Here is a 26,998-nt window from a genome sequence, read left to right on the forward strand (position 1 = left end):
TCCGCATTCAGGCTAGCGCTTGCTCCAGCAATCGGGCAACGTGAATCGCTTCGCGGCCACTTCCATCGTGAATCTGATGGCGACAGCTCGTGCCATCGGCAATCAATACGGCGTTGCTATCCGCTTTTCGAATTGCAGGTAAAAGCGAGAGCTCCGCCATTTTCAGTGAGGCGTCGTAGTGCTCTGCTTCATAGCCGAAGCTGCCTGCCATACCACAGCATGAGGACTCGATAGTCTCGACGTTGAGGTCAGGAATCCAGCCCAGCACTTGCTCAACGGGGCGCAACGCATCAAACGCCTTTTGATGGCAGTGACCGTGCAGCAGCGCTCGATCGTAGTGCAGCGGCTTAAGTTCGAGGAGAAGCTGATCTTCGGCACGCGCCTTGACCAGAAACTCTTCAAACAGATAGGCCGATGACGACAGTGCTTTAGCCTCTTCGCCAAAGCCGTACTGAAGGAATTCATCGCGCATGGTGAGCAGGCAAGAGGGTTCCAAGCCCACTATCGCCACGCCGCGTTCGACAAACGGCATCAGGTGCTCAAGGGTGCGTTTGGCTTCCGCTTTGGCTTTATCAAACTGGCCCGACGATAAGTAGGTTCGACCACAGCAGAGTGGCCGTTGGCCTTTGGTAATATTGAGATGCACGCGGTACCCCGCGGCTTCCAGCACCCGCTTGGCTGCCTTGGCATTTTCGCCCTCCATATAGTTATTGAAGGTATCCACAAACAGCAGCACTTCGCGCTCCGAGGCAAATGACGATTGCGACGCCTCGGCACTGGCGAGAAAATTACCGTTAAACAGCGGCAACGAGCGTTGGGGCGCCAGCTTTAACGCCTGCTTGATCTGTTTGGCCAGAAACGGCACTCGCTCCACGCCATTTACCAGAGCAGAAAACTTGCTGGCCCAGGGCGCGTAGCGCGGCATCTCGCCGACCATGCGATCACGCAGTGATAACCCATTGGCACGAGCGCGTGCGGTGCGGGCTTCGATCTTGAACTTCGCCATATCGACCCCCGTGGGGCAATCCCGCTTGCAGCCCTTACAAGATACGCAGAGATCAAGCGCTTCTTTCACGTCGTCACTGGCGAGCCCTGACTTACCCAATTGGCCTGAGAGCACCAAGCGCAGCGTATTGGCTCGGCCGCGGGTCAGGTGCTGCTCGTCTCTCGTGATACGGAAGCTCGGACACATGGTGCCCGCATCAAACTTACGGCAGTGGCCGTTGTTGTTACACATCTCTACCGCCATGGCCAAGCCATGGGTCGCATCGCCGCCGCTGCCAGGCGGTGTTTGCTCACCGGTGAGTGGGACGCGCTTTACATTCCAGGCGGACCAGTCGAATACTGGGGTAAGCGGGATTGTGGTGTAGCTTTTAGGAAAACGAAAATAGCGCTCGTCGTCCATTTTGGGGGTATCGACGATTTTGCCCGGGTTGAAGAGGTTTTCCGGGTCGAACAGCTGCTTGATTTCGCGGAAGGCATTGTTGACCGTTTCGCCAAACTGCCACGCTACCCACTCGCCACGGCAAATTCCGTCGCCATGTTCCCCGGAGTAAGCGCCTTTGTATTCGCGGACTAACGCGGAGGCCAGCTCGGCGATTTCGCGCATTTTTTCTGCGCCGTCGCGGCGCATATCAAGAATCGGCCGTACGTGCAGTGTGCCAACGCCTGCATGGGCGTACCAGGTACCTTCGGTGCCGTAGCGGTTAAATACCTCGGTGAGCTTGTCGGTGTACTCGGCCAGGTGTTCAAGCGGCACCGCGCAATCTTCAATAAAGGAGACCGGCTTACCGTCGCCCTTCATGCTCATCATAATGTTGAGCCCGGCTTTGCGCACGTTCCACAGCGCTTTCTGCTCAGCCGCTTCGGGCATATCCACCACGCTGCCCGGCAGGCCTAAATCGCCCATCAATTCATTAAGCCCACTCAGCGCTTCAAGCTGCGTTACATGGTCGTGACCGGCAAACTCCACCAGCAAAATGGCTTCCGGCTTGCCAATCAGCGCCTTCTCAATGACCGGGCGGAACGCTGGGTTCTCCAGCGACAGCTCAATCATGGTGCGGTCAACCAGCTCGACCGCCGTGGGGCCGAGCTTGACGATATGCTGGGTGAAATCCATCGCCTGATAAAAGGTCGGGAAATTCACCACGCCCAGCACCTTCTGCTCGGGCAGCAGTGAAAGCCTGAGCTTAATACGCTGGCTTACTCCTAGCGTACCTTCCGAGCCTACCAGCAGATGGGCCAGGTTGGCGCGCCCATCAGGGTCGTAGGGCATAGGGTTTTGGCAATCAAATAGATCCAGGTTGTAGCCACCCACCCGACGCAGCACTTTGGGAAAGTGATCACGAATTTCAGGGCTCACACGCTCCGCAATCGCCTTCACCTGCTGGGCAAGGCGCTGCTCCTGCGAGCCTTCCGCGAATCTGTCAACGAAACCAAAACTCGCCGCGCTGCCGTCAGCCAATAGTGCTTCCACGCCCAGCACGTTGTGCACCATATTGCCGTAGAAGATTGACCGTGACCCACAGGAGTTATTGCCTGCCATGCCCCCAACGGTGCACTGTGCGCTGGTGGAAACATCTACCGGATACCAGAGCCCGTAGGGTTTGAGCCAAGCGTTGAGGTGGTCGAGAACGATGCCCGGCTCAACCACCACGGTGCGCGCCTCGGCGTCAAACTCAACCACCTGATTGAGCCAACGGGTGGTGTCGATTACCAGCGCTTCGCCGACGGTTTGGCCACATTGGCTAGTGCCCGCGCCCCGGGCCAAAATCGGCACTTTGGCATCACGGGCAATATCCAGGGCAATTTTCAGATCTTCCTGGTGGCGCGGAATGATCACACCTATCGGCGTCACCTGATAAATCGAAGCGTCGGTTGAATAGCGCCCCCGAGTGGCCCGGTCAAACAGCACCTCCCCGGCCATCTCTCGGGATAACCGCTCGGCTAGTTCGCCGAGCGGTTTAATCTTGGCATCACGGGACGGGTGTTGGTTCGTCAGAGACGTCATGTGGCTCTCCCCCGTCGTTTAGCGTTTGCCTGCGTTAAGCGGGTTGGCGGCAAAGTAGTCTAAAGCAGCCGTCACGCCACTGCCTTTAAGATCAACGCCCGCCAGCTTCATGCCTGCCTCACAGCCGCCGAGAGTGGCAATTAGGGTAAGGTCGTTGCAGTCGCCCAAATGGCCGATCCGGAACATCTTGCCCTTGGCCTTACCTAGCCCCATACCCAGTGAAAGATCAAAACGCTCATAGATAATCTTGCGTATCGCATCTGCATCGACACCTTCAGGCATCACAACGCCCGTGAGTACCGGCGAGTAAACCGAAGGATCTACACACTGAATCTCAAGCCCCCACGCTTCTACCGCCGCGCGCACCCCAGCGGCCCAGCGTTGGTGGCGAGCCAGCACGTTGTCCATGCCTTCATCCAACAGCATATCCAGCGCTTCATTCAGGCCATAAAGCAGGTTGGTGCTGGGCGTGTAGGGCCAGTAGCCGTTTTTGTTAGCCTCTAGAATTTCATCCCATGCCCAGAAGCTTTTGGGCAATTTCGCCTGCTTGCTGACCTCAATCGCTTTGGGTGAAAGCGCGTTAAAGCTGATGCCCGGCGGCAGCATCAGGCCTTTCTGGGAGCCGGAGACGGTAACATCAACACCCCATTCATCATGACGATAATCGGCACTGGCCAAACCGGAAATGGTATCGACAATCAACAGCGCGGGGTGGCCCGACGCGTCGATGGCTTTACGCACGGCGGCGATGTCACTAGTCACGCCGGTCGAAGTCTCGTTGTGTACTACACATACAGCCTTAAGCTCGTGACCGGTATCCTCTTTCAGGCGTGCTTCGATCATGTCGGCCTGAACACCGTGGCGCCAGCCTTCGTAGCCCGGCAACCCCAGAAACTCAGGCTGTATGTCTAAACGCAGGGCCATTTTGTGCCACAGAGTGGCGAAGTGTCCGGTCTCGAACATTAGCACCTGATCGCCAGGTGATAAGGTATTGGCCAGTGCCGCTTCCCAGGCACCGGTGCCCGACGCCGGGTAAATAATCACCGGGTTCTCGGTTTTGAAGATTTTTTGAATCTTGCTCAACAGCTCAAGGCCCAGAGCGCCAAACTCAGGCCCGCGGTGATCAATCGTAGGCAGGCTCATCGCCCGTAAAATGCGGTCTGGCACCGGAGAGGGGCCAGGAATTTGCAAAAAGTGACGGCCGGATGGATGAAAATTAAGTTTTAACATGGTGACGTTCCTGTTTGTTGTTGTACGGCTCGTGGTTGGATCTGTCGATTAGCGTTATTGAAAATGGATAATGAATGCAATCACACACATCAAAAAAGCGTTATTTGATACATCCTTCAGCACGTAAAGCGTCAAGCTCCGCGCCAGAGAGCCCTAAACTATCGAGCACTTCGTCGGTGTGCTGGGCAAAGAGCGGTGCCGGGCTGCGAATTTGCGACGGAGTCTCTGAAAACTTGCTCGGAAACCCGATGGTTTTCATTTTGCCTATCACCGGGTGCTCCATCTCCTGCACCATGCCCCGCGCTAAATAGTGCTCATCCTGCATGGCCTGAGCGAAGTCATTAATAGGTCCGGCAGGCACGCCCGCGCTGTCACACAGTACTAGCCACTCATCAACGCTTTGATTCGCCATTAGTTCTTCAAGCAGCGCCTCCAGCTCTTCAACGTGCTGACCGCGATCCTGATTGGTAATAAAGCGGGGATCCTGCATTAGCTCATCGCGCTTTAGTACTTCCTGGCAGAAGCGCTCCCAGGTGCGTTGGTTGGCGCAGCCGAGCATTAAATAACCATCGCTGGCTTTAACGGCCTGATAAGGCGCGGAAACACGATGGCGCCAGCCCGTTGGCCCAGGCACGGTGCCTTCAGAGAAATAGGCCGCAGCTTCCCAGGTAAACCAGGGCAAACCACACTCGGTGATGGCGATATCGATATGCTGGCCGGCGCCGGTTTTCATCTTGTGGATACACGCCGCCAGAATCGAGTAGACCGCCGTCAGCCCACCGCCAATATCGTAAACCGCAATACCGGTTTTCAGCGGGCGTTTGCCCTCTTCCCCGGTCATCGACATCAGGCCTGTCATCCCTTGCGCCACCAGGTCAAAGCCCCCTTTGTGGCTATAGGGCCCGGTTTGACCATAGCCTGAAATGGAGCAGTAGACGATGCCAGGATTGATTGCCTTGATGGTGTCATAGTCGATCTCAAGCGACTTGGTCACCCCAGGCCGATAGTTCTCAACGATGACATCGGCATCAGCGGCTAAGCGGTAGAAGATCTGTCGCGCCCGTTCGTCTTTAAGATTCAGCGAGATACTTTTTTTGTTGCGGTTAATCTGTGAAAAGCAGGTCGATTCGCCATTCACGTAAGGGCCCATTTGGCGGCTGTCGTCTCCGCCATTAAGCTTCTCAACTTTGATAACTTCTGCGCCCATGTCGGCCAGTACCATGGTGCAGTATGGGCCAGCCATTATTTGCGACACGTCCAGTACTTTTATGTCTTGTAGGGGAAGCATGCGCTTTCCTCCCAATTAGTAGTTTTAGGCTATGTCCGAAACTAGTGGCCAGACCACTCAAACGGCGTTTTATTGACGAACTTATCCACCGCCGCGGCAAAATCTCGACTCATATAGCAAGAGGTTACCCAGTCGTCGCTGGCATCCGCTGGAAGGCGACGCTGCTCAATCGCACGGCCAATCAGGGCCTTGCTGGCCTGAAGCGTCAGTGGCGCTCGTTTAGCAAAGGCCTCAGCCAGCGCAGCCACTTCGGCGTAAATTGCATCAGCGTCAAACAGCTGATTTATCAGGCCTGCCGCATGGGCTTCTTCAGCACCAAACAGCCGCGCCATCATCAGCGCTTCCTTGGTACGTGCAACGCCAAGCATGTCGATCATGCGTGAGACGTTGCTAATCGAGAGTGTATTGCCCAGCGTTTTGGCAATCGGCACACCAAACTTCAGCGTTGGGGTCGCATAGCGAAAGTCGCACACCAGCGCAATCGCAGCACCGCCCCCCACGCAGGCCCCTTCAATCAGCGCCAGGGTTGGCTTGGGAAAGGTTTCCAGCTTGCCCACCACGCGATCAATGCGCCGTTCATAGCCAATCGCGTCTTCAGGCTGAGCAAAACCCGAAAACTGGCTGATATCGGTTCCTGCCACAAAGGCTTCACCACCGACACCGTGCAAAACCACGGCATACACAGTGTCATCCTCTGCCAATTGATCGCAGTACTTTTCCAGGGCGTCATACATCTCCCAGGTCATGGCATTGCGGCTCTGGGGCCGGTTAAAACCAATCCAGGCCACACCGTTGCGAACCTCATAAGTGACGCTGTCGATAGACGGTATTACGTTTGTGTTGCTCATCAGCTTCTCCTTTATGGTGCGCTATACCGGAGGACATCTTCCGACGAAAAACGCACACATCTCGCATACTTAGCCATAAACAAAGTTCACTAATGCCAGCGCAAACGCGGGAATATAGGTGTTAATCATTAACACGGCGAACAGAACGGCAATAAACCACAGGTTGGTTTTAGATGTGGCCCATACATCTGACTTAGCGATTGAGCAAGACGCAATGAGTACGCTGGCCACCGGTGGCGTTTGCTGACCGATTGCCAGGTTCAGGGTCACGATCAAACCGAAGTGAAGAGGGTCAATACCTACCTCTATAACCAGCGGCAACACAATGGGGACTACCAGAATAATCGCCGCTGCTGAATGCAGAAAAATACCCAAAATCAGGAAGATGACATTGAGGAGCGCCAAAATAAGATATTTATTGTTGGTTAGCTCACTGATCTGCATGGCGATTTCTTGAGGCACTCGGGTTTCAGTAAGGTAGCCACCTACCACTGCAGAGGCAGCCACCAGCAGCATAACCACCGCTGTTTGCACACCAGCACTTTTACAAGAATCAATAAAATTCCTGAGAGTGAATTCGCGATAAACCACCGCACTGATAAAGATAGCGACGCACACGGCCAGCGCCGCACCTTCGGTCGCCGTGACGAAACCACCAAAGATCCCGCCTAGAATAATGACTGGAATCAACAGCGCCCAGATCGCCTCTTTAAAGGCTACCCAAAGCTGCGATGCCCGGAAGCGCCCCTCTGAAGGAAGTTGTGCTTGCGTGCTAGGTAGTAGCACATCGCGGCTAAACCCATCGCACCCAACAAGCCTGGCAAAATACCAGCCACAAACATCTGTACTACCGACTCACCCGACATCACCGCATAAAGAATCATCGGTATAGAGGGCGGAGAATGATCGCAAGACTTGCCGCAGAGGATGAGATGGAGGCCGAAAACTCTTTTGAGTAGCCTTTCTTGCGCATAGCGGGGATCAGGATACTACCGATCGCCGATACACCCGCCACTGCCGACCCAGAGATTTCAGCAAAAAATACCGATGCACCAATCGTAACCATGGCGAGGCCACCCTTGATGAACCCCACCATTGCCATGGCCAGGTCGATCAAGCGCCGCGATATACTCGAGGCGTTCATTATGGCGCCAGCTAAAATAAACAGCGGTATGGCGATGAGCGGAAAATTAGTCGCCCCTTCAAACATGGTCATGCCCACCGTAGGCATTGCCTGATGTTCCTATGTCATAAGGTGGCAATCGTTCCGACCAGCGCTAAGGCAACAGCTACCGGTACGTTAATCAGAATAAGCAGTATCAGCGCTAGAAATATGTAGAGTATGACCATGATTATTTACTTATCCTCGCTGATGCGTGCTAACGGTGGCGACTTCTTCAGCGCGATACCGGCTTCTTCAAGCTCATGGTCAATAAAGCCCCTACCCCGGGCGCTTTTGATAACGTCAGGGAGCCGCAACAGTTCAGCAATAATGAACAGTACGGAGGCAACAGGAATCGCAGAGTGAACAAGCTGCATGGAAACCTCTGGGAGGCTGACCATGCCAACGTCTTGGAGAATCAACATGACTTGGTAGCTGGCAAGCCCCAAGAAAACGAAGAACCCGATAGTGATAGCTTCAGCTAACAGTGCGAGCGGCACCCGAATAGTGGGAGGGCACATGTTCAATACACTTGGACAAGTAATGTGTGCCCCTTTGGCGGCGGCTAAAGCCGTTCCGTAGTAGGTCACCCAGGCGAGTAAAGCGGCGGCAAGCTCGTCATACCAGCTTAACGGTGAGCCCAAGTAGCGGGTCACAAAACCAAGTGTGACGACGACGGCAAGCGCGATGACCAGAAAGACCACGATGCCTTCAAGAAACGCGAAATACGCGTTCTTGAACTTTGTAAAAGTACTCATTGAGACCTCCGAAAGTCGAGGCGCCTCGCCATACAGCGACGCACCTCTGTTAGAGCGACGCTTTGCTTACTCGCGTAGAGCAGCCACGGCGTCAATCATTTCCTGGCCACCATCCACTTCGTCAGCGAACTTGTTATAAATGGTCTCAGAGGCCTCAACAAAGGCTTCGAAGTCGACTTCATTAACTTCCATGCCTTCATCGCGCATTTTCACGAGAGTTTCATCATCCAATCGCTGACCTTCTTCTAGCACGAAGTCCTCCATTTCGACGGCGACTTCTTCAAGTACCTGCTGCACTTCCTCGGGTAGGCGATTCCAGCTAGCACCTGCGGTCAGGTATGCCGGGGTATAAACGTGGTTGGAGATGGAGAGGTAGTCCTGCACTTCATGAAAACGTGAAGAGTAGGTTTGGATAAAGGGTTTTCCTGGCCGTCCATTGCGCCTGTTTGCAGAGCAACAAACACTTCCGACAGCGACATTGGGGAAGGTGCCGCGCCATAGCTGCGGAACATATCAATGCGCCATGTGCCACCAGGAACGCGCAGTTTTATACCGTTGAGATCCTCAGGTGTGACAATGGGGCGTACGTTGTTGGTAATCTGGCGAAAGCCGTTTTCCCACACACCAATGATCTTAAAACCACGCGCTTCCGCGGCGTCATATAGGGGGCCACGAACGATTTCTTCACGCACGCGCTTCATATGCTCACGGTTTTCGATCAAATAAGGCATCTCGAACAGCGCAAACTGATCTGACTCAGAGCTCATCACCGTTGAAGGCAGCGAGAGGTCTAGAGACCCTAAGCGTAAGCGACGCATCATCGATTCATCGCCACCCAGTTGACTATTTCCATAGACGTTAACTTCCGCCACGCCTTCCAGGCGTTCGTTGGCCAGCTCAGCAAAGCGGTTTGCACTAATTTCGAACAGTGAACCAGGACCACCCACATGGCCTAGTCGAATTTCAGTGTTTGCATTAGCAGCGGCGGCCTGCAAACCAAACGCCACAACGGCGGTTGCGAGTACTGTTTTGAGCAATTTCATAGTGAACTCCAGGTGAAGCATTTGTTGTTGTTAGCAATGTCACCACCGTGGCTCTGGCACCCGATGGCACCTGCAAAAGGAGCCGCTTGAGCAGGCCTACTTATTATTAACGGGCGCTTACTCTAGGGTTATCCTCCACTTCAATTTGAATTCAAAATTCAAAATTAGGTATTAAACTTTCGTCTCGTCGTACAAATTACTTTTCAAGCAACTGATTATTAAAGAAGTTATTAAAATTTTGCCGTAAATAAAAAAACGGGCAGTGGCTGAATAAGCCAACTGCCCGCTTTTATCGGCACTTCCTGCTCATTACCTAGCTCGGCTCAAGCCCCCAGAGCAATCCAGCCAACTCAATACCAGCAATGGCTGCCTGCTGATCTTCTTCTGACGAAGCGCCGCTAACCCCCACTGCACCAATCAAGCAGCTTTGTTCATTAAGAATGGGCACCCCGCCTGCCACTGCCACAAAATGCCCTTGGGAGGCTGCTGCAACACTGGCAACAAACGCTGTACGTTCAGCGTTACGTGCGCCAATCACCCCACTGGCAATGCCTATGCCCAGTGCGGCGTAGGCCTTACCCTGGGCAACGGGGAAACGCAACGGAGCACAGCCATCTTCGCGTTCAGCGGCAACCAAGTTCCCACCGCCGTCCAGCACAACGATCGTCAGCGGAGGCAACTCCAAATCACGTGCTTGTTGCATGGCGCCATCGATTATCTTTCTGCTCTGCTCTCTGGCGAGCTGCACGCTGCAATGAAATACTTGTCCGGCCATCGGTGTTTCCTTTGTCATTGTTGTAGGCAGTGGTTGGCAAAAGTGCCACCAAAGGAATATTGAATTCATAATTACTTTTGCAGATCATATACACAATAGCCACTATACGAATACGGCATCGTGCTCAAATCGATCCAGGCGGTCTGGGTAGCTTGGCAGTAAACCGAGCGCACCACTGACAAGGAACTAACTAATGACAAAGATACTGCAACGCAATTTGTATCGTGAAGTGGCCGATAGAATTGGCGACCTGATTGAGCACGGAGAGCTTGCCCCCGGTGAACGCATTTCTGAAAAGCAGCTGTGTGACCGCTTTGGCGTATCGCGCACCCCGCTGCGCGAAGCACTGAAAGTGCTCGCCACCGAAGGGCTAATTGAGCTGCTTCCCAATCGTGGCGCACGCGTGGTACGGCTAACCCTGAAAAACGTTAAAGATACTTATGACCTGATGGCGGCACTGGAAGGCCTGTCGGGTGAGCTTGCCTGTCAGCATATTAGCGACGCTGAAATTGCTGCCATTCGGCAACTGCACAATACGATGCTAGAGCACTACCGCAACCGCGATTTAATGCCTTATTTCCAGGTTAACCGACAAATTCACGAAAGCATTCTGGCAGCCTCCAATAACGATGTACTGCAAGAAATGTATAGCAATTTAAGCCAGCGCGTTAAGCGCGTTCGTTACTCCAAGAAAATGACCGAGCGCTACTGGAGCCAGGCGGTAAAAGACCACGAAAATATGATGGCGGCACTGGAGAAGCGCGATAGCCAATTGCTCGGCCAAATTCTCCGTGACCATCTGTGCAACAAGATTGAAGCGGCCACCTTAGCGGGCGTGATTGACACAGAAGACGATAAGAGTGTGGCCAATAGCTAAAACTACTGCCACTCTTCAAGGCGCATGGAGGAGCGTTCTAGCCGTTCATGCTCCTCTTCTAAATCGCGCAGCAGTTGGCTAATGCTGGAGAGGTGCTCTAGTGCCACCTGTTCTGCCTGCTCCGCCTCGCCGTTGACTACGGCCTCATGCAACTGCGCATGCTGCTGATTGATCATCGTCCTGGGGGCAGGCAAGTGATAAAGGTGCTTGACCGAGGCAAACACCGAGCTGAGCAGTAAATCGGTCAGGCTCTGCAGTGTATGCACCAACACCGGGTTGTGGGACGCCTGGGAGACCGCCAGGTGAAAGGCGTGATCAAGTCGCGCTAGACGCTCGACATCAATGCTTTCTGCACTTTCCGCGTAGTCGGCCATTTCGCGATAGCGTCGAGTGATCAGCACCCGATCGGCGGATGTGCCGCGGCTCGCGGCTAACCGCGCCGACTCCCCTTCCAGCAGGGCGCGCACTTCTAACAGATCAAACAGCGTGCGCGGGTGATCTTTAAACAGATGCATCAATGGGCTTTGGTTACCCACCGGCAACAGCGTCGCGACCGTCGAGCCGTGGCCCTGGCGGGTATCGATAATTCCTTTACTGCGCAGAATTCTCAACCCCTCACGCAGCGAAGCACGTGAGACGCCCAGCCGATCACACAGCCGCCTCTCAGAAGGAAGCAGTTGGCCGGGCCGAAAAACGCCATCAAGAATTAAACGCTCAAGCCGGGTAGCCACCTGATCCGGCATTCGCAGCCCGGGTGACAAGGCTTGATTCTCCTCTGGCATGTTAGCTCTCCTGATGGGCTTTATGTCCAGCTTGCCAGTACTTAACCCAGTACTAAACAAAGAAGACAACACAGTCGACTAATTACTGGTCAGACCAATGCACCACAGCCTAGACAGGCGGGTAAAAAAAGCCCAAATTGAGGCCATGTTATCTACAGACCGTTTTAGCATTTACCTTTAACGATAATAAGCATGGGATGTCTTAATGAATATCCTCTTTGATGAGCGCCTGGACGGTGCACTGGTTCGGCGCGATAAAAGCGAAGTCTTAACCGACCTGCAGCAAGCCGTTCCTGATATGACGCTGCTGCATCGCGAAGAAGACCTGCGCCCCTTTGAGTGCGATGGGCTGGCGGCCTATCGCGTGCTGCCGATGCTGGTGGCGCTGCCTGAAACCTTTGATCAGGTGAAAGAGCTGCTCAAGCGCTGCCATGCGCTTGGCGTGCCTGTGGTCACTCGCGGCGCGGGTACTGGACTTTCCGGCGGTGCGCTGCCGCTGGAACAGGGCGTACTTTTAGTAATGTCGCGTTTTAACCAAATTCTCAAAGTCGACCCTGAGGCCCGCTTGGCGCGAGTTCAACCCGGTGTGCGCAACCTGGCGATTTCCGAAGCAGCTGCGCCTTATGGCCTTTACTACGCGCCGGATCCCTCCTCACAAATTGCCTGCTCTATCGGTGGTAACGTGGCCGAAAACGCCGGCGGCGTACACTGCTTAAAATATGGCCTAACGGTGCATAACGTGATGCGCGTCGATGTGCTCACGATCGAGGGCGAGCACATGACGCTGGGCGCTGAGTCTTTTGATGCGCCAGGCTTTGACCTACTGGCATTGATGAACGGCTCTGAGGGCATGCTCGGCGTGGTCACCGAAATTACCGTCAAGCTACTGCCCAAGCCGGAAACCGCCAAAGTACTGATGGCAAGCTTCGACGATGTCGAGAAAGCCGGTCGCGCCGTCGGTGATATCATTGCCGCAGGCATTATTCCTGGTGGCCTGGAGATGATGGACAAACTCGCCATCAAAGCCGCCGAGGATTTTGTCAAAGCTGGCTACCCCCTCGATGCCGAGGCGATTCTACTCTGCGAACTGGATGGCGTTGAAGCCGACGTGGACGACGACTGCGACACCGTTCGCCGCGTACTGGAAGCCGCCGGGGCCACCAATATCCAACAGGCCCGGGATGAAGCCGAGCGCGCCAAGTTCTGGGCTGGGCGTAAGAATGCCTTCCCTGCAGTGGGCCGTATGTCACCGGATTACTACTGCATGGATGGCACCATCCCCCGCCGAGAGCTCCCCCGCGTGCTGAAAGGCATTGCCGCACTTTCAGAAGAGAGTGGCCTGGCGGTGGCCAACGTGTTCCACGCCGGCGATGGCAATATGCACCCGCTGATCCTGTTTGATGCCAATAAAGAAGGCCAGTTGGCGCTTGCCGAAGAGGTGGGCGGCAAGATTCTTGAGCTATGCGTGGCCGCGGGCGGTTCGATCACCGGCGAACATGGCGTTGGGCGCGAAAAGATCAATCAAATGTGCAGCCAATTCCAGGCGGATGAAATCAGCGTTTTTCATGCCTTGAAGGCTGCCTTTGATCCACAGCGACTGCTTAACCCCGGAAAGAATATTCCGACGCTGGCCCGCTGCGCCGAGTTTGGTGCTATGCATGTGCATAATAACGAACTACCGCATCCGGAGCTACCGCGCTTCTAGCAGCGAGCCAAGCCGAAGCTAAGACAATAATTAGCCAAAACGAATAATGGAAAAGACCAATAGTGGGAAAGACCATGACCGAACGAGCGATTGCTGACCGCGATATCGCTGATGCCCTGTGTGAACAGGTACGCAGCGCCTATGACGCACGCACACCGCTTCGCATTGTAGGCGGAGATACCCGCGCCTTTTATGGCCGACCGGTGGAAGGCCAAGCACTGCAGATGGCCGAACATAGTGGCATTGTGAGCTATGACCCAGTGGAACTGGTAGTGACCGTGCGCGCTGGCACTCGGCTTAGCGACCTGCAGGAAGTACTGGCAGAGAAACACCAAATGCTGGGCTTTGAGCCGCCCATGTTTGGTGAAGCGTCTACCATTGGTGGTGCCGTGGCCACCGGCCTCTCTGGCCCACGCCGTCCCTGGGCAGGCGCAGTCCGTGACTTTGTGCTGGGCACGCGAATAATCACCCAAGAGGGTAAACTCCTCCGCTTTGGCGGCGAAGTGATGAAAAATGTCGCCGGTTACGACCTGTCGCGCCTGATGGCAGGCGCTCAGGGCACGCTCGGCGTATTGACCGACATCTCCTTTAAAGTGCTGCCTATTCCCACCGCGATTCACAGCCTGCGCTTAACCATTGGGCTGGATGAGGCGCTTAAAAAACTCGCCGAACTGGGCCGAAAACCGCTACCGATTACCGCCGCCGCTTGGCACCACGGCGAACTGTTTTTGCGCTTGGAAGGCGGCAAAAGCTCTGTGGCCGCAACCCAGGCAAGTCTAGGTGGCGAGCCACTTGATGCCAGCTTCTGGCAAGAACTACGCGACCATACTCACGCATTTTTCACCTGTAGCGCCGACCAATCGCTGTGGCGGCTGTCACTACCGCCCAACACCGCGCCGCTGGCGCTGGATATTCCCGAGGCCGATATTTTTTACGACTGGGCGGGCAGCCAGCGCTGGCTGAAAACCACCTTGGATGCCAGTACCCTGCGCGATGCCTGTAGCGCAGTAGGCGGCCACGCCACTTGCTACACACCTCAGCTCCAGGGCGGCGCCGCAGATCCATTCACACCGCTCAATGCAGTGGTCGAGAAATATCATCGCAATCTAAAGGCGGAGCTGGATGCCCATGGCATTTTTAACCCCGGTCGTCTTTATGCGGCGTTTTAATCAGGAGAGCTGACATGCAGACGCACTTTACCGATGCCGACCTTCAGAAGCCGCATATTCAAGAAGCAGATCGCATACTGCGCACCTGCGTGCACTGCGGTTTTTGTAACGCCACCTGCCCGACGTACCAGTTGTTAGGCGATGAGCGCGATGGCCCTCGTGGGCGTATCTATCTAATGAAAGAGCTGCTGGAGAGCCGCGACGATGACGATCAGGTAACCGATGAGACGCGCCTTCATCTTGATCGCTGCCTTACCTGTCTTAACTGTGAAACCACCTGCCCTTCCGGCGTGGAGTACCACAAGCTGCTCAACATTGGCCGTGCCGAAATTGAGCGGCGCGTTCCTCGCCCGGCAGGTGAGCGGGCCCAGCGCTATGCGCTGCGAAAAATGATGGTCGAGCCCAAACGTTTCCAAGCGCTGCTAAAGCTGGGGCAAACCTTTAAACCACTGGTGCCTAGCAAGCTGCGTAATAAAATGCCCGCAGCGCCGATAGATGCAGGCGCACGCCCGGATGCCAACCGCCATACCCGGCGGGTATTGATACTGGAAGGCTGCGTTCAGCCGGGGCTATCACCCAATACCAATGCTGCCACCACGCGGATTCTTGATCGGCTTGGTATAAGCGTAACGCCGGTGGCTGAAGCGGGCTGCTGTGGCGCCGTTGATTTCCACCTTAATGCCCAGAACGATGGCCGTGCACGCATGCGCGCCAATATTGATGCCTGGTGGCCGTACATTGAGCAAGGCACCGAAGCCATCGTTCAAACCGCCAGTGGCTGCGGCGCCTTTGTCAAAGAGTATGGTTACATGCTCAAGGATGACCCTGACTACGCCGTTAAAGCGCAAAAGGTGAGCACTCTAGCCAAAGATATTGTCGAAATCCTGCGAGATGAGCCGCTGGACGCCTTGAACGTTAACGCATCGCAACGACTGGCGTTCCACTGCCCCTGTACGCTGCAGCATGCCCAAAAACTTAACGGTGCGGTCGAAGGCGTGCTGGGCAAGCTTGGCTTCGCGCTAACCCCGGTGCAGGATGCGCATCTTTGCTGCGGTTCGGCGGGTACCTATTCGATCACCCAACCCGAACTGGCCACCCAACTGCGCGACAATAAGCTCAATGCGCTGGAGGCCGGAGACCCAGAGATGATCGTGACGGCTAATATCGGTTGCCAAACCCACTTGGCGGGCGCCAATCGCACTCCGGTACGCCACTGGGTTGAGATCGTCGATGCAGCGCTCACTTAACGCTTCACCACTAACCCTTAACCCCAAGCCGCGCAGGTTTTAACAGCGCGGCTATTTTCACTCCTCCCTTAACAAGGATTCAAACATGCAAACAAAAGCCATTCTCGCTCAGAGCGATGTGATCAACGTACTCGACGCCGCTCAGAAAGAGGCTGACAGCAACAGCTGGCCGGTGACCATCGCAGTAACCGACGACGGCGGCCACCTGTTAGCGCTGCGGCGTTTGGATGGCGCAGCCCCTTTCAGCGCCGAAGTCGCTACGCAAAAAGCGCGCAGTGCGGCGCTAGGTCGTAAAGAGACCCAGGTGTTTGAAGAGATGATTAATGGCGGCCGCACTGCGTTCGTCACCGCACCGCTGCAAGGCCTGCTTTCAGGTGGCGTGCCGATTACTGTTGACGGTCATGTGGTAGGTGCCGTGGGCATTTCCGGCGTAAAACCCGACCAGGATGTGCAGGTTGCCAAAGCAGGCGTTGCCGCGATTACGGGCTAACAGCTGCAACTTAAGATGCAGACATACGAAAAAGCCCGGATCAATGATCCGGGCTTTTTTTGAATTCGTTCGGCCAATGCCGATATATTGCTAACAACTCAAATGCTTAATGGCGGACCGGACGAGACTCGAACTCGCGACCTCCGGCGTGACAGGCCGGCATTCTAACCGACTGAACTACCGGTCCACGTTAAAGCACTTTTAAAACAACCATCGAAGCTAACATTTATAAGCGGTTCAGAGGCGCTTCCAAAGGGTAGACGATGGTGGGTGGTACTGGGTTCGAACCAGTGACCCCCAGCTTGTAAGGCTGGTGCTCTCCCAACTGAGCTAACCACCCAATCCATTGGTAAATAATTGCTGTGCTTACCAACTTTTTCTTACCAGCTTAGCTTAGCAGTTATCGTGGCGGACCGGACGAGACTCGAACTCGCGACCTCCGGCGTGACAGGCCGGCATTCTAACCGACTGAACTACCGGTCCGAATTGCGATAACAACTATTAGCAGACGTTGATTTGATGATGGCGGACCGGACGAGACTCGAACTCGCGACCTCCGGCGTGACAGGCCGGCATTCTAACCGACTGAACTACCGGTCCGTTATGCACATCAAATACAGGTCGTACTAGGTACTACTTTCACACTTCCAGACCATCTTTCAAAAACTTAAGATGGTGGGTGGTACTGGGTTCGAACCAGTGACCCCCAGCTTGTAAGGCTGGTGCTCTCCCAACTGAGCTAACCACCCGCTGGTCACGTGGCGCTGCATTCTACAGAAGGCTTACCGAATGTCAACATGCCGCGTTTAAAAATCGTATTCTAAACCAGCGCGTTACTCTCTTGCGTAAGGCCTGTGCCATGAGCGCGGACGAAGGATGCCGCAACTTGGGTAGCCTCGTCAATCAAAACCGTTTGGGTCAGGCCAGAAAATCGCCGCGGCTTAAAGTCATGGTCGCCATCCGTCAGCCAAGCAAGCTGCGCGTTTGGCGGCAGTATATAGCCGGCTACCTCGTCTCGAGTACCGAAAGGATCACGCTCACCCTGTAAAATCAGCATGGGGCAGGCAATCTTGGGCCAGTGATCCAAACGAAGCTTGTCAGGCGCTTTAGTAGGATGAAATGGGTAACCTGCTATCACTACACCCGGCGCAGTGCCCTTGCATGGCTGTTCACTGGCAAATAGGGTCGCCACTCGGCCGCCCATCGATTTGCCTCCAATCCATAGCGGTTCGTCAAATAGGTCAGCAAGTAGCGCATACCATTGGGCAAACTGATCAAGGGTCTGGGCGATAGGCGGCGGCGGTCGACGTTTGCCGGTTTCCTGCATCTGCTGCATATAGGGGAAATCAATACATAAAACCTGAACACCCTGAGCCGCCAGCGAGGTGACAAATTGACGCATGAAGGGTGACTGCTGACCAGCCCCTGCGCCATGGGCAAACAGCAACCGACCTAGCTTGGCGTGACCATGAACAGTTAACGGCCCCATGCCCTGCACCAGAAAGGCGCCATTTGGCTGGCGCTTAAGCGTCTCTTTTAACCCCTTGGGAGGCACCTCGATATACCCAGACAAAACGTAATGTGACACCTATCGCTCCTGATAATTCAGTCTTTAACCAATTGGTGTGTTCAGGTTAAGCCCTGGCTGCGCTAGAATCTTGGTCGGATCTTGACCTGCATCATCAAGCGGGTGGTCGCACCCGTGCAAAATGCCACGGGTTACCCCCTAACCGCGTTCGATGGGAACATGACATGAGCACAGCATTTGAACACCCGACCTACAACTACAAGGTGGTTCGGCAGTTCGCGATTATGACCGTTGTGTGGGGCATTGTGGGAATGACAGTGGGTGTCATCCTCGCCTCGCAACTGGTTTGGCCGCAACTGAACCTTGGCCTACCTTGGACTAGCTTTGGGCGCCTGCGTCCGTTACACACTAACGCCGTAATTTTCGCCTTTGGCGGTTCGGCGCTCTTTGCCACGTCGTACTACGTTGTCCAGCGTACCTGTCAGACACGGCTTTTCTCTGACAAATTAGCGGCCTTTACCTTTTGGGGCTGGCAAGCGGTCATTATCTCAGCGGTAGTGTCCCTGCCCATGGGCTACACCACGACCAAGGAGTACGCTGAGCTTGAGTGGCCGATCAATATTTTGATCGCGGTCGTATGGATCAGCTACGCCATTGTGTTCCTAATGACGATCAAAAAACGCACCACGTCGCACATTTATGTGGCGAACTGGTTCTTCGCGGCGTTTATTTTGACCGTTGCGGTGCTGCATATCGTCAACAACGCGGCCATCCCAGTGACCCCCATGTACTCCACCTCGATCTATGCCGGAGCAGTGGATGCGATGGTGCAGTGGTGGTATGGACACAACGCGGTAGGCTTCTTCCTAACTGCAGGCTTCCTGGGCATGATGTACTACTTCGTGCCGAAGCAGGCTGAGCGTCCGATCTACTCCTACCGTCTTTCAATCGTCCACTTCTGGGCATTGATCATGATCTACATGTGGGCAGGCCCTCACCACCTGCACTACACAGCGCTGCCGAACTGGGCACAGTCGCTGGGCATGGTTATGTCGATCATCCTGCTGGCTCCCTCCTGGGGTGGCATGATCAACGGCATGATGACCCTGTCAGGAGCTTGGCATAAGCTGCGCACGGACCCCACGCTACGCTTCTTGGTGGTTGCTCTGTCGTTCTACGGCATGTCTACCTTTGAAGGCCCTATGATGGCGATTAAGACCGTCAACGCGCTTTCGCACTACACTGACTGGACCATTGGTCACGTTCACTCTGGTGCGCTCGGTTGGGTAGCGATGATCACCATCGGCTCGATGTATCACCTGATTCCGCGCGTCTTTGGTCGCACTGAAATGTACTCGATCAACCTGATCGCCGTGCACTTCTGGCTGGCCACGATCGGCACCGTGCTATACATCGCCTCCATGTGGGTTAACGGTATTCTGCAAGGCTTGATGTGGCGTGCGATCAACCCTGACGGCACCTTGATGTACACCTTTGTTGAAGCCGTTGAAGCCAGCGCACCGGGCTACTTTGTTCGCTTAATCGGCGGCCTCTTCTGGGTCACCGGCATGCTGATCATGGCGTTCAACGTTTACATGACCGTTAAGCGTCGTGAGGCCATCAGCCATTCAGCGCCACAAGCTGCTTAAACCGGGGAAGTTGAGACCAATGAAACACGAGATTGTCGAAAAGAACGTTGGCCTGCTTGCCGTGTTGATCCTTGTCGTGATCAGTTTCGGCGGCTTGGCGGAGGTGGTTCCACTGTTTTTCCAGAAGCAGACCACCGAGCCGGTTGAAGGCCTGGAGCCGCTGTCAGCCCTGGAGCTGGAAGGCCGTGACATCTATCGCCGCGAAGGTTGCGTGGGCTGTCACTCGCAAATGGTGCGCCCGTTCCGTGCGGAAACCGAGCGCTATGGCCACTACAATGTGGCGGGCGAGCAGGTATATGAGCACAACTTCCTATGGGGCTCCAAGCGCACCGGTCCAGACCTGGCGCGTGTTGGCGGCCGCTATAGCGATGACTGGCACCGTGCTCACCTCTACAACCCCCGGGATGTAGTCCCTGAATCGGTAATGCCGGCTTACCCCTGGCTGTTTGAAAACACCCTCGATGGTGATGCCACTCCCCAAAAGATGCGTACGCTGCGTCAACTGGGCGTGCCCTATACCGACGAAGATATCGCCAACGCTACTGACGACGTACGCGGCACCCAGGAAATCACGGCCCTGGTCGCGTACTTACAGCAGCTCGGAACCGTGCTCGAGGGCACTCGCTAAGTTATGGATACGGGAACTTTTCGCGGTCTCATCACGCTGATCTTGATTTTCGCGTTTATCGGTATTGCCCTCTGGGCGTACTCCAAGCGACGCAAGCCAGATTTCGACGAAGCGGCTAATTTGCCCTTTGCAGACGACGATGAGCAACCGACCAGTGACAAGCACGCTTCGCGTGAACGCGACAGCGAAGCGCATTCCCGCGACGACAGGGGAGATAAGAATATATGAGTAATCTATGGGGTGACTCCCTATCCGGCTTCTGGAGCGCCTGGATCATTATCATTACGCTGGGCACGATTGCGCTGAGCGTATGGATACTGCTGGCCAACCGTCGTACCGATAAAACGCCTGACACGGACGGTAACGTTGAAACCACCGGCCACGCCGCCGATGGCATCGAAGAGTATGACAACCCGCTGCCAAAGTGGTGGTTCCAGCTTTTCGTCATAACAGTAATTTTTGCACTGGTCTATTTGGTACTCTATCCCGGCCTGGGCAACTACGCAGGTATCTTTGGTTGGTCGCAGGAGGGTCAATGGGAAGAGGAAGTGGCTCAAGCCGAAGAGCGCTTCACACCTATTTTTGCCCAGTACCAGGAAGTACCCATTCCTGAGCTTGCCGAAGATCCGGAGGCGATGCAGGTTGCCGAGCGTGTTTACCAGAACAACTGTGCGGTGTGTCACGGCTCCAACGCTCAGGGCGGTTATGGCTTTCCCAACCTGACCGACGACGATTGGCTATACGGCGGTGAGCCAGAAAAATTTTGACCACTCTCAATAATGGCCGTAACGGCCTAATGCCCTCCTGGCAGCAACTGGGTCAGGAGAATATTGAGAACCTGACGCAATACGTACTTTCGCTGTCTAATGAAGAACATGACGAGGCGCAGGCTGAACAGGGCGAAAGCACCTTTATGGCGGTGTGTGCTGCCTGCCACGGCCCCAGCGGCACGGGTAACACGGCTCTCGGCGCACCCAACCTGACCGATAACACTTGGCTTTATTTGGCACCCGGCCAGGAAGTCGGTGACTCTATCCGTCAAACGCTGCGTAACGGCCGTAACGGTCATATGCCTGCGCAAGCGGCCTATATTGGTGAAGAGCGTGTTCATCTGGTTGCCGCCTATGTGTATAGCCTGCGCTTAGCGGACTGATTGACCGCTGACAGATAGCAGTTACCGTCAGCAACGCTAGCCAAGCAAGGGTGCGGCCCCAAACCGCACCCTTTCTTTATACCCAACCCGATACAATATTAACGAAACACATAAGACCGCGACTAAGCATCATATTTAACAAAGCACTTCCTTTAATTGAGCATTTCGTCTAGTTGAAGAAAGGTGCCACCTCTCCTGCCTTCTGAGCCGGGAATATCGCCATGGAAAAGATACCAAGCCAAGACGTCACGCCGAATCCGGTGGGACATCACGTTCCCTCTGAAACGGTTACCCAAGAAATGTACGCCAAGCGGCGACACATTTACGTGCGCGAAATTAAAGGCGTTTTCCAAAAGCTACGGCGCAGTGCCAACTGGGCGTTAATGCTGGCATTTTTTCTTTTACCGTGGATTAACATCGGTGGTCGGCCGTTAATTCTATTCGACCTGCCTAACCGTGAATTCCATATTTTTAGCGCCACATTTTACCCGCAGGAGTTCATCCTGCTGTCATGGCTGCTGATTATCTGCGCCTTTGGGCTATTTTTTATTACCGTTTTTGCGGGTCGGGTCTGGTGTGGCTACACCTGTCCGCAAAGCGTTTGGACATTTCTATTCATTTGGCTTGAACACCGTATCGAGGGCTCGCGCAATCGGCGCATCAAACTCGATAACCAACCGATGACCGCCGACAAAGCTTGGCGCAAGGGGGCTAAACACACGGCCTGGCTGCTCATTGCCCTCGCCACCGGCATTACCTTTGTGGGTTACTTCACGCCGATTCGTGATTTAGTGACAGAGCTCCCCACCCTTGAAGCTCACGGCTGGTCCTACTTCTGGGTTGGTTTTTTCCTGGTATTTACTTACCTCAACGCGGGCTGGCTGCGCGAACAGGTGTGCATCTACATGTGCCCCTATGCGCGTTTCCAATCGGTCATGTTTGACCGCGACACATTGATCGTCTCCTACGATGAATCACGTGGCGAACCCCGAGGCCATCGCAAAAAAAACCTAAGCCATTTAGAAGCCCGCGAGGCAGGCTATGGCGACTGTATCGATTGTGACCTTTGCGTGCAGGTCTGTCCTACTGGCATCGATATCCGCGATGGACTGCAGTATGAGTGTATTACCTGCGCCGCCTGTATCGATGCCTGCGATAGCGTGATGGATAAAATGGGCTACCCGCGAGGTTTGGTGCGCTACACCACCGAAAATGCCCTGGAGGGCAAAAAGAGCCATATCATGCGCCCACGCCTGCTCGGTTATTTCGCCGCCCTGGTGCTGATGGTGGGCACCTTTGCCTGGGCCATTAACGACCGTATGCCGCTCAATTTTGATGCTGAGCGCGAGCGCACCCAGCTCTACCAAATGACCCGCGACGGTCAGATTAGCAATGTATTTAGCCTGACCATTCGCAACCTGGATGATCAAGACCACACCTACCAGCTAAGCGTTGCAGGATTGCCCAGCCTCACTCTAGACAGCAGTACTATTAGCGTACCCGCGGGGGAGTCGCGCTTCGAAGCCGTCACCGTGACCGCCGATCCCGACGATTTACAGCAACCCAGCCACCCCATTGTATTCACGCTGCAGGCTCAACAGGATGCGGATATTCGTATCGAGCGCGAAACCAGCTTCCTGGGCAATATTAGGAGATAAGCAACTATGTCATCCCTACCCTCTGGCGATAAGGTGACGCCTTGGTATAAGCAGTTTTGGCCGTGGTTTTTAATCGGCATTCTGCTCTCATCCATTATGTTTAGTATTACCTTTGCCGTTATGTCGGTTAAAAGCTTCGATGGCATGGTTGTTCAGGAGGATTATTACAAGCATGGCAAAGCCATCAATATGGTGCTTGCCAAGCAAGACCGTGCCAGAGAGTTAAACCTAAGCGCAGATTTACGCCTTGATCCGCTTACCAGCGATATTGTGATTGATTTAAGCGGCGATGCGCGTCCCGACAAACTCTATTTGGATTTTATCTTCCCTACCGAAGATGATCGTGATCAATCCTTCGTACTTGAGCATGTCCGTGACGGCCGCTATATCACACAAGGCCCTGACAACCTGCGTTACCGCTGGTATCTGCAGATTCAGCCCGCGCTGGAAAATGCCGATTGGCGCCTTACCGGTGAAGCCACATTCCCCGATGAAGACAGCGTCACACTACTGCCGGGAGGACGCAAAGCAGCGAATGAGCAACGCCGCGCCCTGCTATCACTGTGGTAACCCGGTGCCTGCTGGGGCTCCCTGGTCGATTACCCTTGATGATCATGCCCATCCGCTCTGCTGCCCTGGCTGCGAAGCGGTGGCCCATGCCATCGTGGATGGGGGCCTTGAAAGCTACTACCGCTACCGTACCGAACTGCCCGAACGCCCTGATGAACATCAGGCTGCCAAAGCCGATACCTGGTCGGTGTTTGACGACCCCGGACTTCAGGCACAGTTTGTTCACCCCGACGGCGATGAGGCAACGTCAAAGCAACCCTCGCCATCGAAGGCATTACCTGTGCTGCCTGCGCCTGGCTGATCGAGCACCGCCTGAATGCCTTAACGGGAATTGCCACCAGCGCAGTGAACTTAACTCACCACCGCCTGCGGGTGAGCTGGGATCCTCAGCAGCTGAAGCTTTCGCAACTGCTGGCCGAACTGGCCGCGATTGGCTACGAGGCCCAGCCCTACGAGCCAGACCAGGCCCAGGCGCGCCTGCAGCATGAAGAGCGCATGAACGTACGTCGGCTGATTATTGCCGCCGTCGGCATGATGCAGGTGATGATGTTCTCGATCCCGATCTATGTCTCCGGCCCCGGTGAAATCAGCGACGACTTCTACGCACTGTTCCACTGGCTCTCCTTTGCCCTGGCCACGCCAGTGGTGTTTTTCTCCGCCCAGCCGTTTTTCCGCAACGCCCTGCGCGACCTGCGCACCGGCGTACTGGGCATGGATGTGCCGGTGTCACTGGCAATCGGCGGGGCGTATCTTGCCAGCAGCTATGCGGTGCTGTTTGACGTGGGCGAGGTCTATTTTGACTCAGTGACCATGTTCACCTTCTTTTTGCTGTTTGGCCGCTACGTGGAGAGTCGCGCCAGGCGCCGCAGCGGGCATAGCGGCAATGCGCTGAGCGGCGTGCTGCCGATTTCGGCCACACGGCTGGAAAGTGACGGCAGCGAGCGCATTCTGCCCGCCAGCGAACTCACTCCCGGCGATCGCGTATTGATCAAGCCCGGCCATGGCGTGCCTGCCGATGGCATCATCGAGGAGGGTGAATCGAGCCTGGACGAATCAATGCTGACCGGCGAATACCTACCAGCAACCCGCCGAGTGGGCGACCGCATTACCGGCGGTAGCCAAAACATGGAAAACCCGCTGGTGATAAGGGTTACCCACGCAGGGCGCGATGCCCGTGTAGCAGGTATCGTCGATCTGACCGACCGTGCCTTTGCCAGCCGCCCACGGCTGGCCCAGATGGCTGCGCGCATGGCACACCTATTCGTGCTGCGCCTGCTGGTAGTAACGGCTTGCGTGACCCTCGCCTGGTGGTTTATCGACCCTTCACGGATGCTCTGGGTGCTACTTTCGGTGCTGGTGGTGACCTGCCCCTGCGCGCTGGCGCTGGCCACTCCCGCGGCACTGGCAGCTGGCCATGGCCAACTGCGAAAGCGCGGTGTCTTGATCACCCGCGCCGATGCCATGGAGACGCTCTCTAACGTTACCCGGGTGATTTTTGATAAAACCGGCACCCTGACCCGCGGCGAAATGCACCTTACCCAAACCCAGCCCTTTGGTGAATTAACCGCCGAGCATGCACGGGCCATTGCCGCCGCCCTTGAGGCCCACTCGGAACACCCGATCGCCCGCGCCTTTAGGCCGTTCCGGGATGCGACCCTGCAAGCCAAAGATATTCACAGCCACACCGGGCAAGGGCTCGAAGGGAGCCTAAACGGCGCTCGTTGGCGGTTGGGCAAGCCCAGGTTTGCAATAGATAGCGCAATGGATAGCACAATAGATAGCACCGAGGATGACGTCATAGCGGCGCCGGCCAAAGGTCAGTGGCTGCTGCTTAGTGAAAACGGTGCACCCCGCGCCTGGTTTGGCCTGCACGATGGCGTTCGCGACGACGCTGCCGCCACGATCAAAGCCCTCCAGACTCTGGGGTTAAGCGTGGAGCTGCTATCTGGTGACACCGAAGATGCCGTGGAAAGCCTGGCCGATCAGCTCAATATTGCCATCTGGCATGCGGGCACCAGCCCAGAAGGCAAGCTGGCCCGGATGAAAGAGCTTCAAGCCGCAGGCGAAACCGTGGCGATGATTGGTGACGGCATTAACGACGTGCCGGTGTTAGCCGGTGCCGATGTGGCGATTGCCATGAATGGCGCAACGGATCTAGCCCGCACCCGCGCCGACGCAGTGCTGCTCAGCCCACGTCTGATGCGGATTTTTGAGGCCATCGAGATTTCCCGCGCCACCCGGCGTATCATGCGCCAGAACATGATTTGGTCAGTGTGCTACAACTTTTCGGCGCTGCCGCTGGCGGCAATGGGTCTGGTGCCGCCCTGGCTAGCCGCAATTGGAATGTCGCTTAGCTCGCTAGTAGTGGTGGGTAATGCCCTGCGACTGTCGCGCTGGCGACCTCAGCACGCGCCAACGCTCGACACTTCAACACCGGTGGCCGCATGACGATTCTTTATCTGCTGATCCCGCTTTCCCTGATTTTGCTGGGCCTCGCCGTCTGGGCGTTTTTCTGGGCGGTGAAAAATGATCAGTTCGATGACCTAGAAGGCCCAGCGCACCGCATTCTATTTGATGAGGATGAAAACGATCTTAGCCCTGAGCAGCGCCGCCAGCGTCAGCAAACCAAGCAAAAAAACGCTGCGCCATCCGATGCAAACTCACCCGACGACCCAGAGCCCCGTTCATGAATCCGACAGGGCTTGATCTGCCGCCGCTCATGGCGGCGTTTGTGTTCGGCTTGATGGGTGGCGCCCACTGTATCGGCATGTGTGGCGGCATTATGAGTGCGCTCACCTTTGCAGTACCCCTAGCATGCGCCACCCGGCACGCATGGGGGGCCTGCTGCTCAGCTATAACGCAGGCCGTATTATTAGCTATATGAGCGCAGGCGCGCTGGTGGCGCTGCTAGGCACGCTGTTTTCCCTTTCTGCTACGGCACGCCTGCTGCTGCAGATATTTGCCGCGCTGATGCTGATCTTAATGGCACTGTATATCGCCAACTGGTGGAAAGGGCTGCTCAAAATTGAGGCCGTTGGCCGGCGACTATGGCGCTTTATCGAACCCGTGGGGCGTCGCTTGATGCCCGTAGTGCATATTCCCCAAGCCTTCGCCCTGGGAGCGCTCTGGGGCTGGCTCCCCTGCGGGTTGGTCTACTCCATGTTGGCCTGGAGCTTAGCGATTGCCGACCCGCTTCAGGGCGCTCTACTCATGGGCGCCTTTGGGCTTGGCACCCTACCTGCGCTGCTTGCCACTGGCCTGGCTGCCCGCCAGCTCAGCCATTTGATACGTCACCCCGCGACCCGCAGCGTGGCAGCGCTGACAATTATCGCTTTTGCACTGTGGCAACTGTGGACGCTTTCGGTACACAACCTCTAATAGCATGACGTGGCTCAACATTTACCTCCTAACCACGGGTTAGGCTAGCG

At 55.5% G+C, this 26,998-nt stretch carries 19 protein-coding genes, 5 tRNA genes and 5 pseudogenes; 14 read left to right on the forward strand and 15 right to left on the reverse strand.

All coding sequences use genetic code 11. From position 1 onward, the window contains the following. Positions 1 to 7: 7 nt before the first annotated feature. The 8 genes and pseudogenes from FDY98_RS16600 to FDY98_RS16635 all read right to left on the reverse strand — a co-directional run bounded on the left by FDY98_RS16600 (position 8) and on the right by FDY98_RS16635 (position 10,114). On the reverse strand, positions 8 to 3,010 hold the full coding sequence (locus tag FDY98_RS16600; RefSeq protein WP_027958123.1) for an FAD-binding and (Fe-S)-binding domain-containing protein: 3,003 nt from the start codon (positions 3,008 to 3,010) through the stop codon (positions 8 to 10). Between the two features lie 18 nt (positions 3,011 to 3,028). Then, positions 3,029 to 4,240, reverse strand: coding sequence for a pyridoxal-phosphate-dependent aminotransferase family protein (locus FDY98_RS16605; RefSeq protein WP_027958124.1), 1,212 nt, complete (start codon positions 4,238 to 4,240; stop codon positions 3,029 to 3,031). Between the two features lie 100 nt (positions 4,241 to 4,340). Next, complete coding sequence (locus tag FDY98_RS16610; RefSeq protein ID WP_027958125.1) at positions 4,341 to 5,528, reverse strand: CaiB/BaiF CoA transferase family protein; 1,188 nt, start codon at positions 5,526 to 5,528, stop codon at positions 4,341 to 4,343. 41 nt (positions 5,529 to 5,569) lie between these two features. After that, positions 5,570 to 6,376, reverse strand: coding sequence for an enoyl-CoA hydratase/isomerase family protein (locus FDY98_RS16615; protein ID WP_027958126.1), 807 nt, complete (start codon positions 6,374 to 6,376; stop codon positions 5,570 to 5,572). 69 nt (positions 6,377 to 6,445) lie between these two features. Then, positions 6,446 to 7,607 (reverse strand): annotated as a pseudogene (locus tag FDY98_RS16620) (TRAP transporter large permease). A gap of 125 nt (positions 7,608 to 7,732) precedes the next feature. Further along, on the reverse strand, positions 7,733 to 8,296 hold the full coding sequence (locus tag FDY98_RS16625; RefSeq protein WP_155706001.1) for a TRAP transporter small permease: 564 nt from the start codon (positions 8,294 to 8,296) through the stop codon (positions 7,733 to 7,735). Positions 8,297 to 8,362: 66 nt separating this feature from the next. Continuing rightward, positions 8,363 to 9,339 (reverse strand): annotated as a pseudogene (locus tag FDY98_RS16630) (TRAP transporter substrate-binding protein). A 313-nt stretch (positions 9,340 to 9,652) separates the two neighbouring features. Then, complete coding sequence (locus tag FDY98_RS16635) at positions 9,653 to 10,114, reverse strand: GlcG/HbpS family heme-binding protein (RefSeq protein ID WP_027958130.1); 462 nt, start codon at positions 10,112 to 10,114, stop codon at positions 9,653 to 9,655. A gap of 193 nt (positions 10,115 to 10,307) precedes the next feature. On the opposite strand from FDY98_RS16635, the gene FDY98_RS16640 reads away from it, so the two are divergent. Further along, entirely contained in the window at positions 10,308 to 10,991 is a 684-nt protein-coding gene (locus FDY98_RS16640) for a GntR family transcriptional regulator (RefSeq protein ID WP_027958131.1), read from the forward strand. Positions 10,992 to 10,993: 2 nt separating this feature from the next. Here FDY98_RS16640 and glcC read toward each other — a convergent pair whose 3' ends face one another. Next, positions 10,994 to 11,773 carry a transcriptional regulator GlcC gene (gene glcC, locus FDY98_RS16645; protein WP_035537821.1) on the reverse strand — a complete coding sequence of 260 codons (780 nt, stop codon included), beginning with the start codon at positions 11,771 to 11,773 and terminating at the stop codon, positions 10,994 to 10,996. Positions 11,774 to 11,978: 205 nt separating this feature from the next. Between glcC and glcD the strand changes: the two genes are divergently transcribed. The 4 genes from glcD (at position 11,979) to FDY98_RS16665 (ending at position 16,384) form a co-directional block, all read left to right on the forward strand. Continuing rightward, positions 11,979 to 13,478, forward strand: a complete 1,500-nt coding sequence (gene glcD / locus FDY98_RS16650; protein WP_027958133.1) for a glycolate oxidase subunit GlcD — start codon at positions 11,979 to 11,981, stop codon at positions 13,476 to 13,478. 74 nt (positions 13,479 to 13,552) lie between these two features. Continuing rightward, entirely contained in the window at positions 13,553 to 14,647 is a 1,095-nt protein-coding gene (glcE, locus tag FDY98_RS16655) for a glycolate oxidase subunit GlcE (RefSeq protein ID WP_027958134.1), read from the forward strand. Positions 14,648 to 14,661: 14 nt separating this feature from the next. Then, positions 14,662 to 15,894 (forward strand): glycolate oxidase subunit GlcF, encoded by a 1,233-nt coding sequence (gene glcF / locus FDY98_RS16660; protein WP_027958135.1) that lies wholly within the window; start codon positions 14,662 to 14,664, stop codon positions 15,892 to 15,894. 85 nt (positions 15,895 to 15,979) lie between these two features. Next, positions 15,980 to 16,384, forward strand: a complete 405-nt coding sequence (locus tag FDY98_RS16665) for a heme-binding protein (protein ID WP_022522231.1) — start codon at positions 15,980 to 15,982, stop codon at positions 16,382 to 16,384. A 110-nt stretch (positions 16,385 to 16,494) separates the two neighbouring features. Here the strand turns inward: FDY98_RS16665 and FDY98_RS16670 are convergent. The 6 genes from FDY98_RS16670 to FDY98_RS16695 form a co-directional block, all read right to left on the reverse strand. Further along, positions 16,495 to 16,571 (reverse strand) — tRNA-Asp (locus tag FDY98_RS16670). 77 nt (positions 16,572 to 16,648) lie between these two features. Continuing rightward, positions 16,649 to 16,724, reverse strand: a tRNA-Val gene (locus tag FDY98_RS16675). A gap of 66 nt (positions 16,725 to 16,790) precedes the next feature. Next, positions 16,791 to 16,867 (reverse strand) — tRNA-Asp (locus FDY98_RS16680). A 40-nt stretch (positions 16,868 to 16,907) separates the two neighbouring features. Then, a tRNA-Asp gene (locus FDY98_RS16685) sits at positions 16,908 to 16,984 on the reverse strand. Between the two features lie 73 nt (positions 16,985 to 17,057). Beyond that, a tRNA-Val gene (locus FDY98_RS16690) sits at positions 17,058 to 17,133 on the reverse strand. A 71-nt stretch (positions 17,134 to 17,204) separates the two neighbouring features. Then, positions 17,205 to 17,972, reverse strand: coding sequence for an alpha/beta fold hydrolase (locus FDY98_RS16695; RefSeq protein WP_027958136.1), 768 nt, complete (start codon positions 17,970 to 17,972; stop codon positions 17,205 to 17,207). A gap of 164 nt (positions 17,973 to 18,136) precedes the next feature. Here FDY98_RS16695 and ccoN point away from each other — a divergent pair, with 164 nt between their 5' ends. The 9 genes and pseudogenes from ccoN to FDY98_RS16740 all read left to right on the forward strand — a co-directional run bounded on the left by ccoN (position 18,137) and on the right by FDY98_RS16740 (position 26,948). Then, the gene (ccoN, locus tag FDY98_RS16700; protein ID WP_022522229.1) at positions 18,137 to 19,561 is read left to right on the forward strand and encodes a cytochrome-c oxidase, cbb3-type subunit I; all 1,425 of its coding nucleotides are present in this window, start codon (positions 18,137 to 18,139) and stop codon (positions 19,559 to 19,561) included. Between the two features lie 19 nt (positions 19,562 to 19,580). Beyond that, positions 19,581 to 20,189 (forward strand): cytochrome-c oxidase, cbb3-type subunit II, encoded by a 609-nt coding sequence (gene ccoO, locus FDY98_RS16705; protein WP_022522228.1) that lies wholly within the window; start codon positions 19,581 to 19,583, stop codon positions 20,187 to 20,189. 3 nt (positions 20,190 to 20,192) lie between these two features. Beyond that, entirely contained in the window at positions 20,193 to 20,417 is a 225-nt protein-coding gene (locus tag FDY98_RS16710) for a CcoQ/FixQ family Cbb3-type cytochrome c oxidase assembly chaperone (protein ID WP_022522227.1), read from the forward strand. Beyond that, positions 20,414 to 21,342, forward strand: a pseudogene (gene ccoP, locus FDY98_RS16715) (cytochrome-c oxidase, cbb3-type subunit III). Before FDY98_RS16710 ends, ccoP begins: the two are co-directional and overlap by 4 nt. Before the next feature lie 221 nt (positions 21,343 to 21,563). Further along, positions 21,564 to 23,000 (forward strand): cytochrome c oxidase accessory protein CcoG, encoded by a 1,437-nt coding sequence (ccoG, locus tag FDY98_RS16720; RefSeq protein WP_009287409.1) that lies wholly within the window; start codon positions 21,564 to 21,566, stop codon positions 22,998 to 23,000. A gap of 6 nt (positions 23,001 to 23,006) precedes the next feature. Further along, the gene (locus FDY98_RS16725) at positions 23,007 to 23,570 is read left to right on the forward strand and encodes a FixH family protein (RefSeq protein WP_155706003.1); all 564 of its coding nucleotides are present in this window, start codon (positions 23,007 to 23,009) and stop codon (positions 23,568 to 23,570) included. Further along, positions 23,536 to 26,018, forward strand: a pseudogene (locus FDY98_RS16730) (heavy metal translocating P-type ATPase). The gene FDY98_RS16725 and the pseudogene FDY98_RS16730 overlap by 35 nt, the downstream one beginning before the upstream one ends. Next, entirely contained in the window at positions 26,015 to 26,260 is a 246-nt protein-coding gene (gene ccoS, locus FDY98_RS16735; RefSeq protein ID WP_027958139.1) for a cbb3-type cytochrome oxidase assembly protein CcoS, read from the forward strand. Before FDY98_RS16730 ends, ccoS begins: the two are co-directional and overlap by 4 nt. Beyond that, positions 26,257 to 26,948, forward strand: a pseudogene (locus tag FDY98_RS16740) (sulfite exporter TauE/SafE family protein). Before ccoS ends, FDY98_RS16740 begins: the two are co-directional and overlap by 4 nt. The last annotated feature ends 50 nt before the right edge of the window (positions 26,949 to 26,998 follow it).

This window comes from Halomonas sp. PA16-9, assembly GCF_009728585.1.
Classification (GTDB): domain Bacteria; phylum Pseudomonadota; class Gammaproteobacteria; order Pseudomonadales; family Halomonadaceae; genus Vreelandella; species Vreelandella titanicae.

Bases quoted from the DNA above. Each gene is read 5' to 3' on its own strand.
- FDY98_RS16600 (WP_027958123.1), bottom strand. From the start codon at position 3,010: ATGACGTCTCTGACGAACCAACACCCGTCCCGTGATGCCAAGATTAAA.
- FDY98_RS16605 (WP_027958124.1), bottom strand. From the start codon at position 4,240: ATGTTAAAACTTAATTTTCATCCATCCGGCCGTCACTTTTTGCAAATT.
- FDY98_RS16610 (WP_027958125.1), bottom strand. From the start codon at position 5,528: ATGCTTCCCCTACAAGACATAAAAGTACTGGACGTGTCGCAAATAATG.
- FDY98_RS16615 (WP_027958126.1), bottom strand. From the start codon at position 6,376: ATGAGCAACACAAACGTAATACCGTCTATCGACAGCGTCACTTATGAG.
- FDY98_RS16625 (WP_155706001.1), bottom strand. From the start codon at position 8,296: ATGAGTACTTTTACAAAGTTCAAGAACGCGTATTTCGCGTTTCTTGAA.
- FDY98_RS16635 (WP_027958130.1), bottom strand. From the start codon at position 10,114: ATGGCCGGACAAGTATTTCATTGCAGCGTGCAGCTCGCCAGAGAGCAG.
- FDY98_RS16640 (WP_027958131.1), top strand. From the start codon at position 10,308: ATGACAAAGATACTGCAACGCAATTTGTATCGTGAAGTGGCCGATAGA.
- glcC (WP_035537821.1), bottom strand. From the start codon at position 11,773: ATGCCAGAGGAGAATCAAGCCTTGTCACCCGGGCTGCGAATGCCGGAT.
- glcD (WP_027958133.1), top strand. From the start codon at position 11,979: ATGAATATCCTCTTTGATGAGCGCCTGGACGGTGCACTGGTTCGGCGC.
- glcE (WP_027958134.1), top strand. From the start codon at position 13,553: ATGACCGAACGAGCGATTGCTGACCGCGATATCGCTGATGCCCTGTGT.
- glcF (WP_027958135.1), top strand. From the start codon at position 14,662: ATGCAGACGCACTTTACCGATGCCGACCTTCAGAAGCCGCATATTCAA.
- FDY98_RS16665 (WP_022522231.1), top strand. From the start codon at position 15,980: ATGCAAACAAAAGCCATTCTCGCTCAGAGCGATGTGATCAACGTACTC.
- ccoN (WP_022522229.1), top strand. From the start codon at position 18,137: ATGAGCACAGCATTTGAACACCCGACCTACAACTACAAGGTGGTTCGG.
- ccoO (WP_022522228.1), top strand. From the start codon at position 19,581: ATGAAACACGAGATTGTCGAAAAGAACGTTGGCCTGCTTGCCGTGTTG.
- FDY98_RS16710 (WP_022522227.1), top strand. From the start codon at position 20,193: ATGGATACGGGAACTTTTCGCGGTCTCATCACGCTGATCTTGATTTTC.
- ccoG (WP_009287409.1), top strand. From the start codon at position 21,564: ATGGAAAAGATACCAAGCCAAGACGTCACGCCGAATCCGGTGGGACAT.
- FDY98_RS16725 (WP_155706003.1), top strand. From the start codon at position 23,007: ATGTCATCCCTACCCTCTGGCGATAAGGTGACGCCTTGGTATAAGCAG.
- ccoS (WP_027958139.1), top strand. From the start codon at position 26,015: ATGACGATTCTTTATCTGCTGATCCCGCTTTCCCTGATTTTGCTGGGC.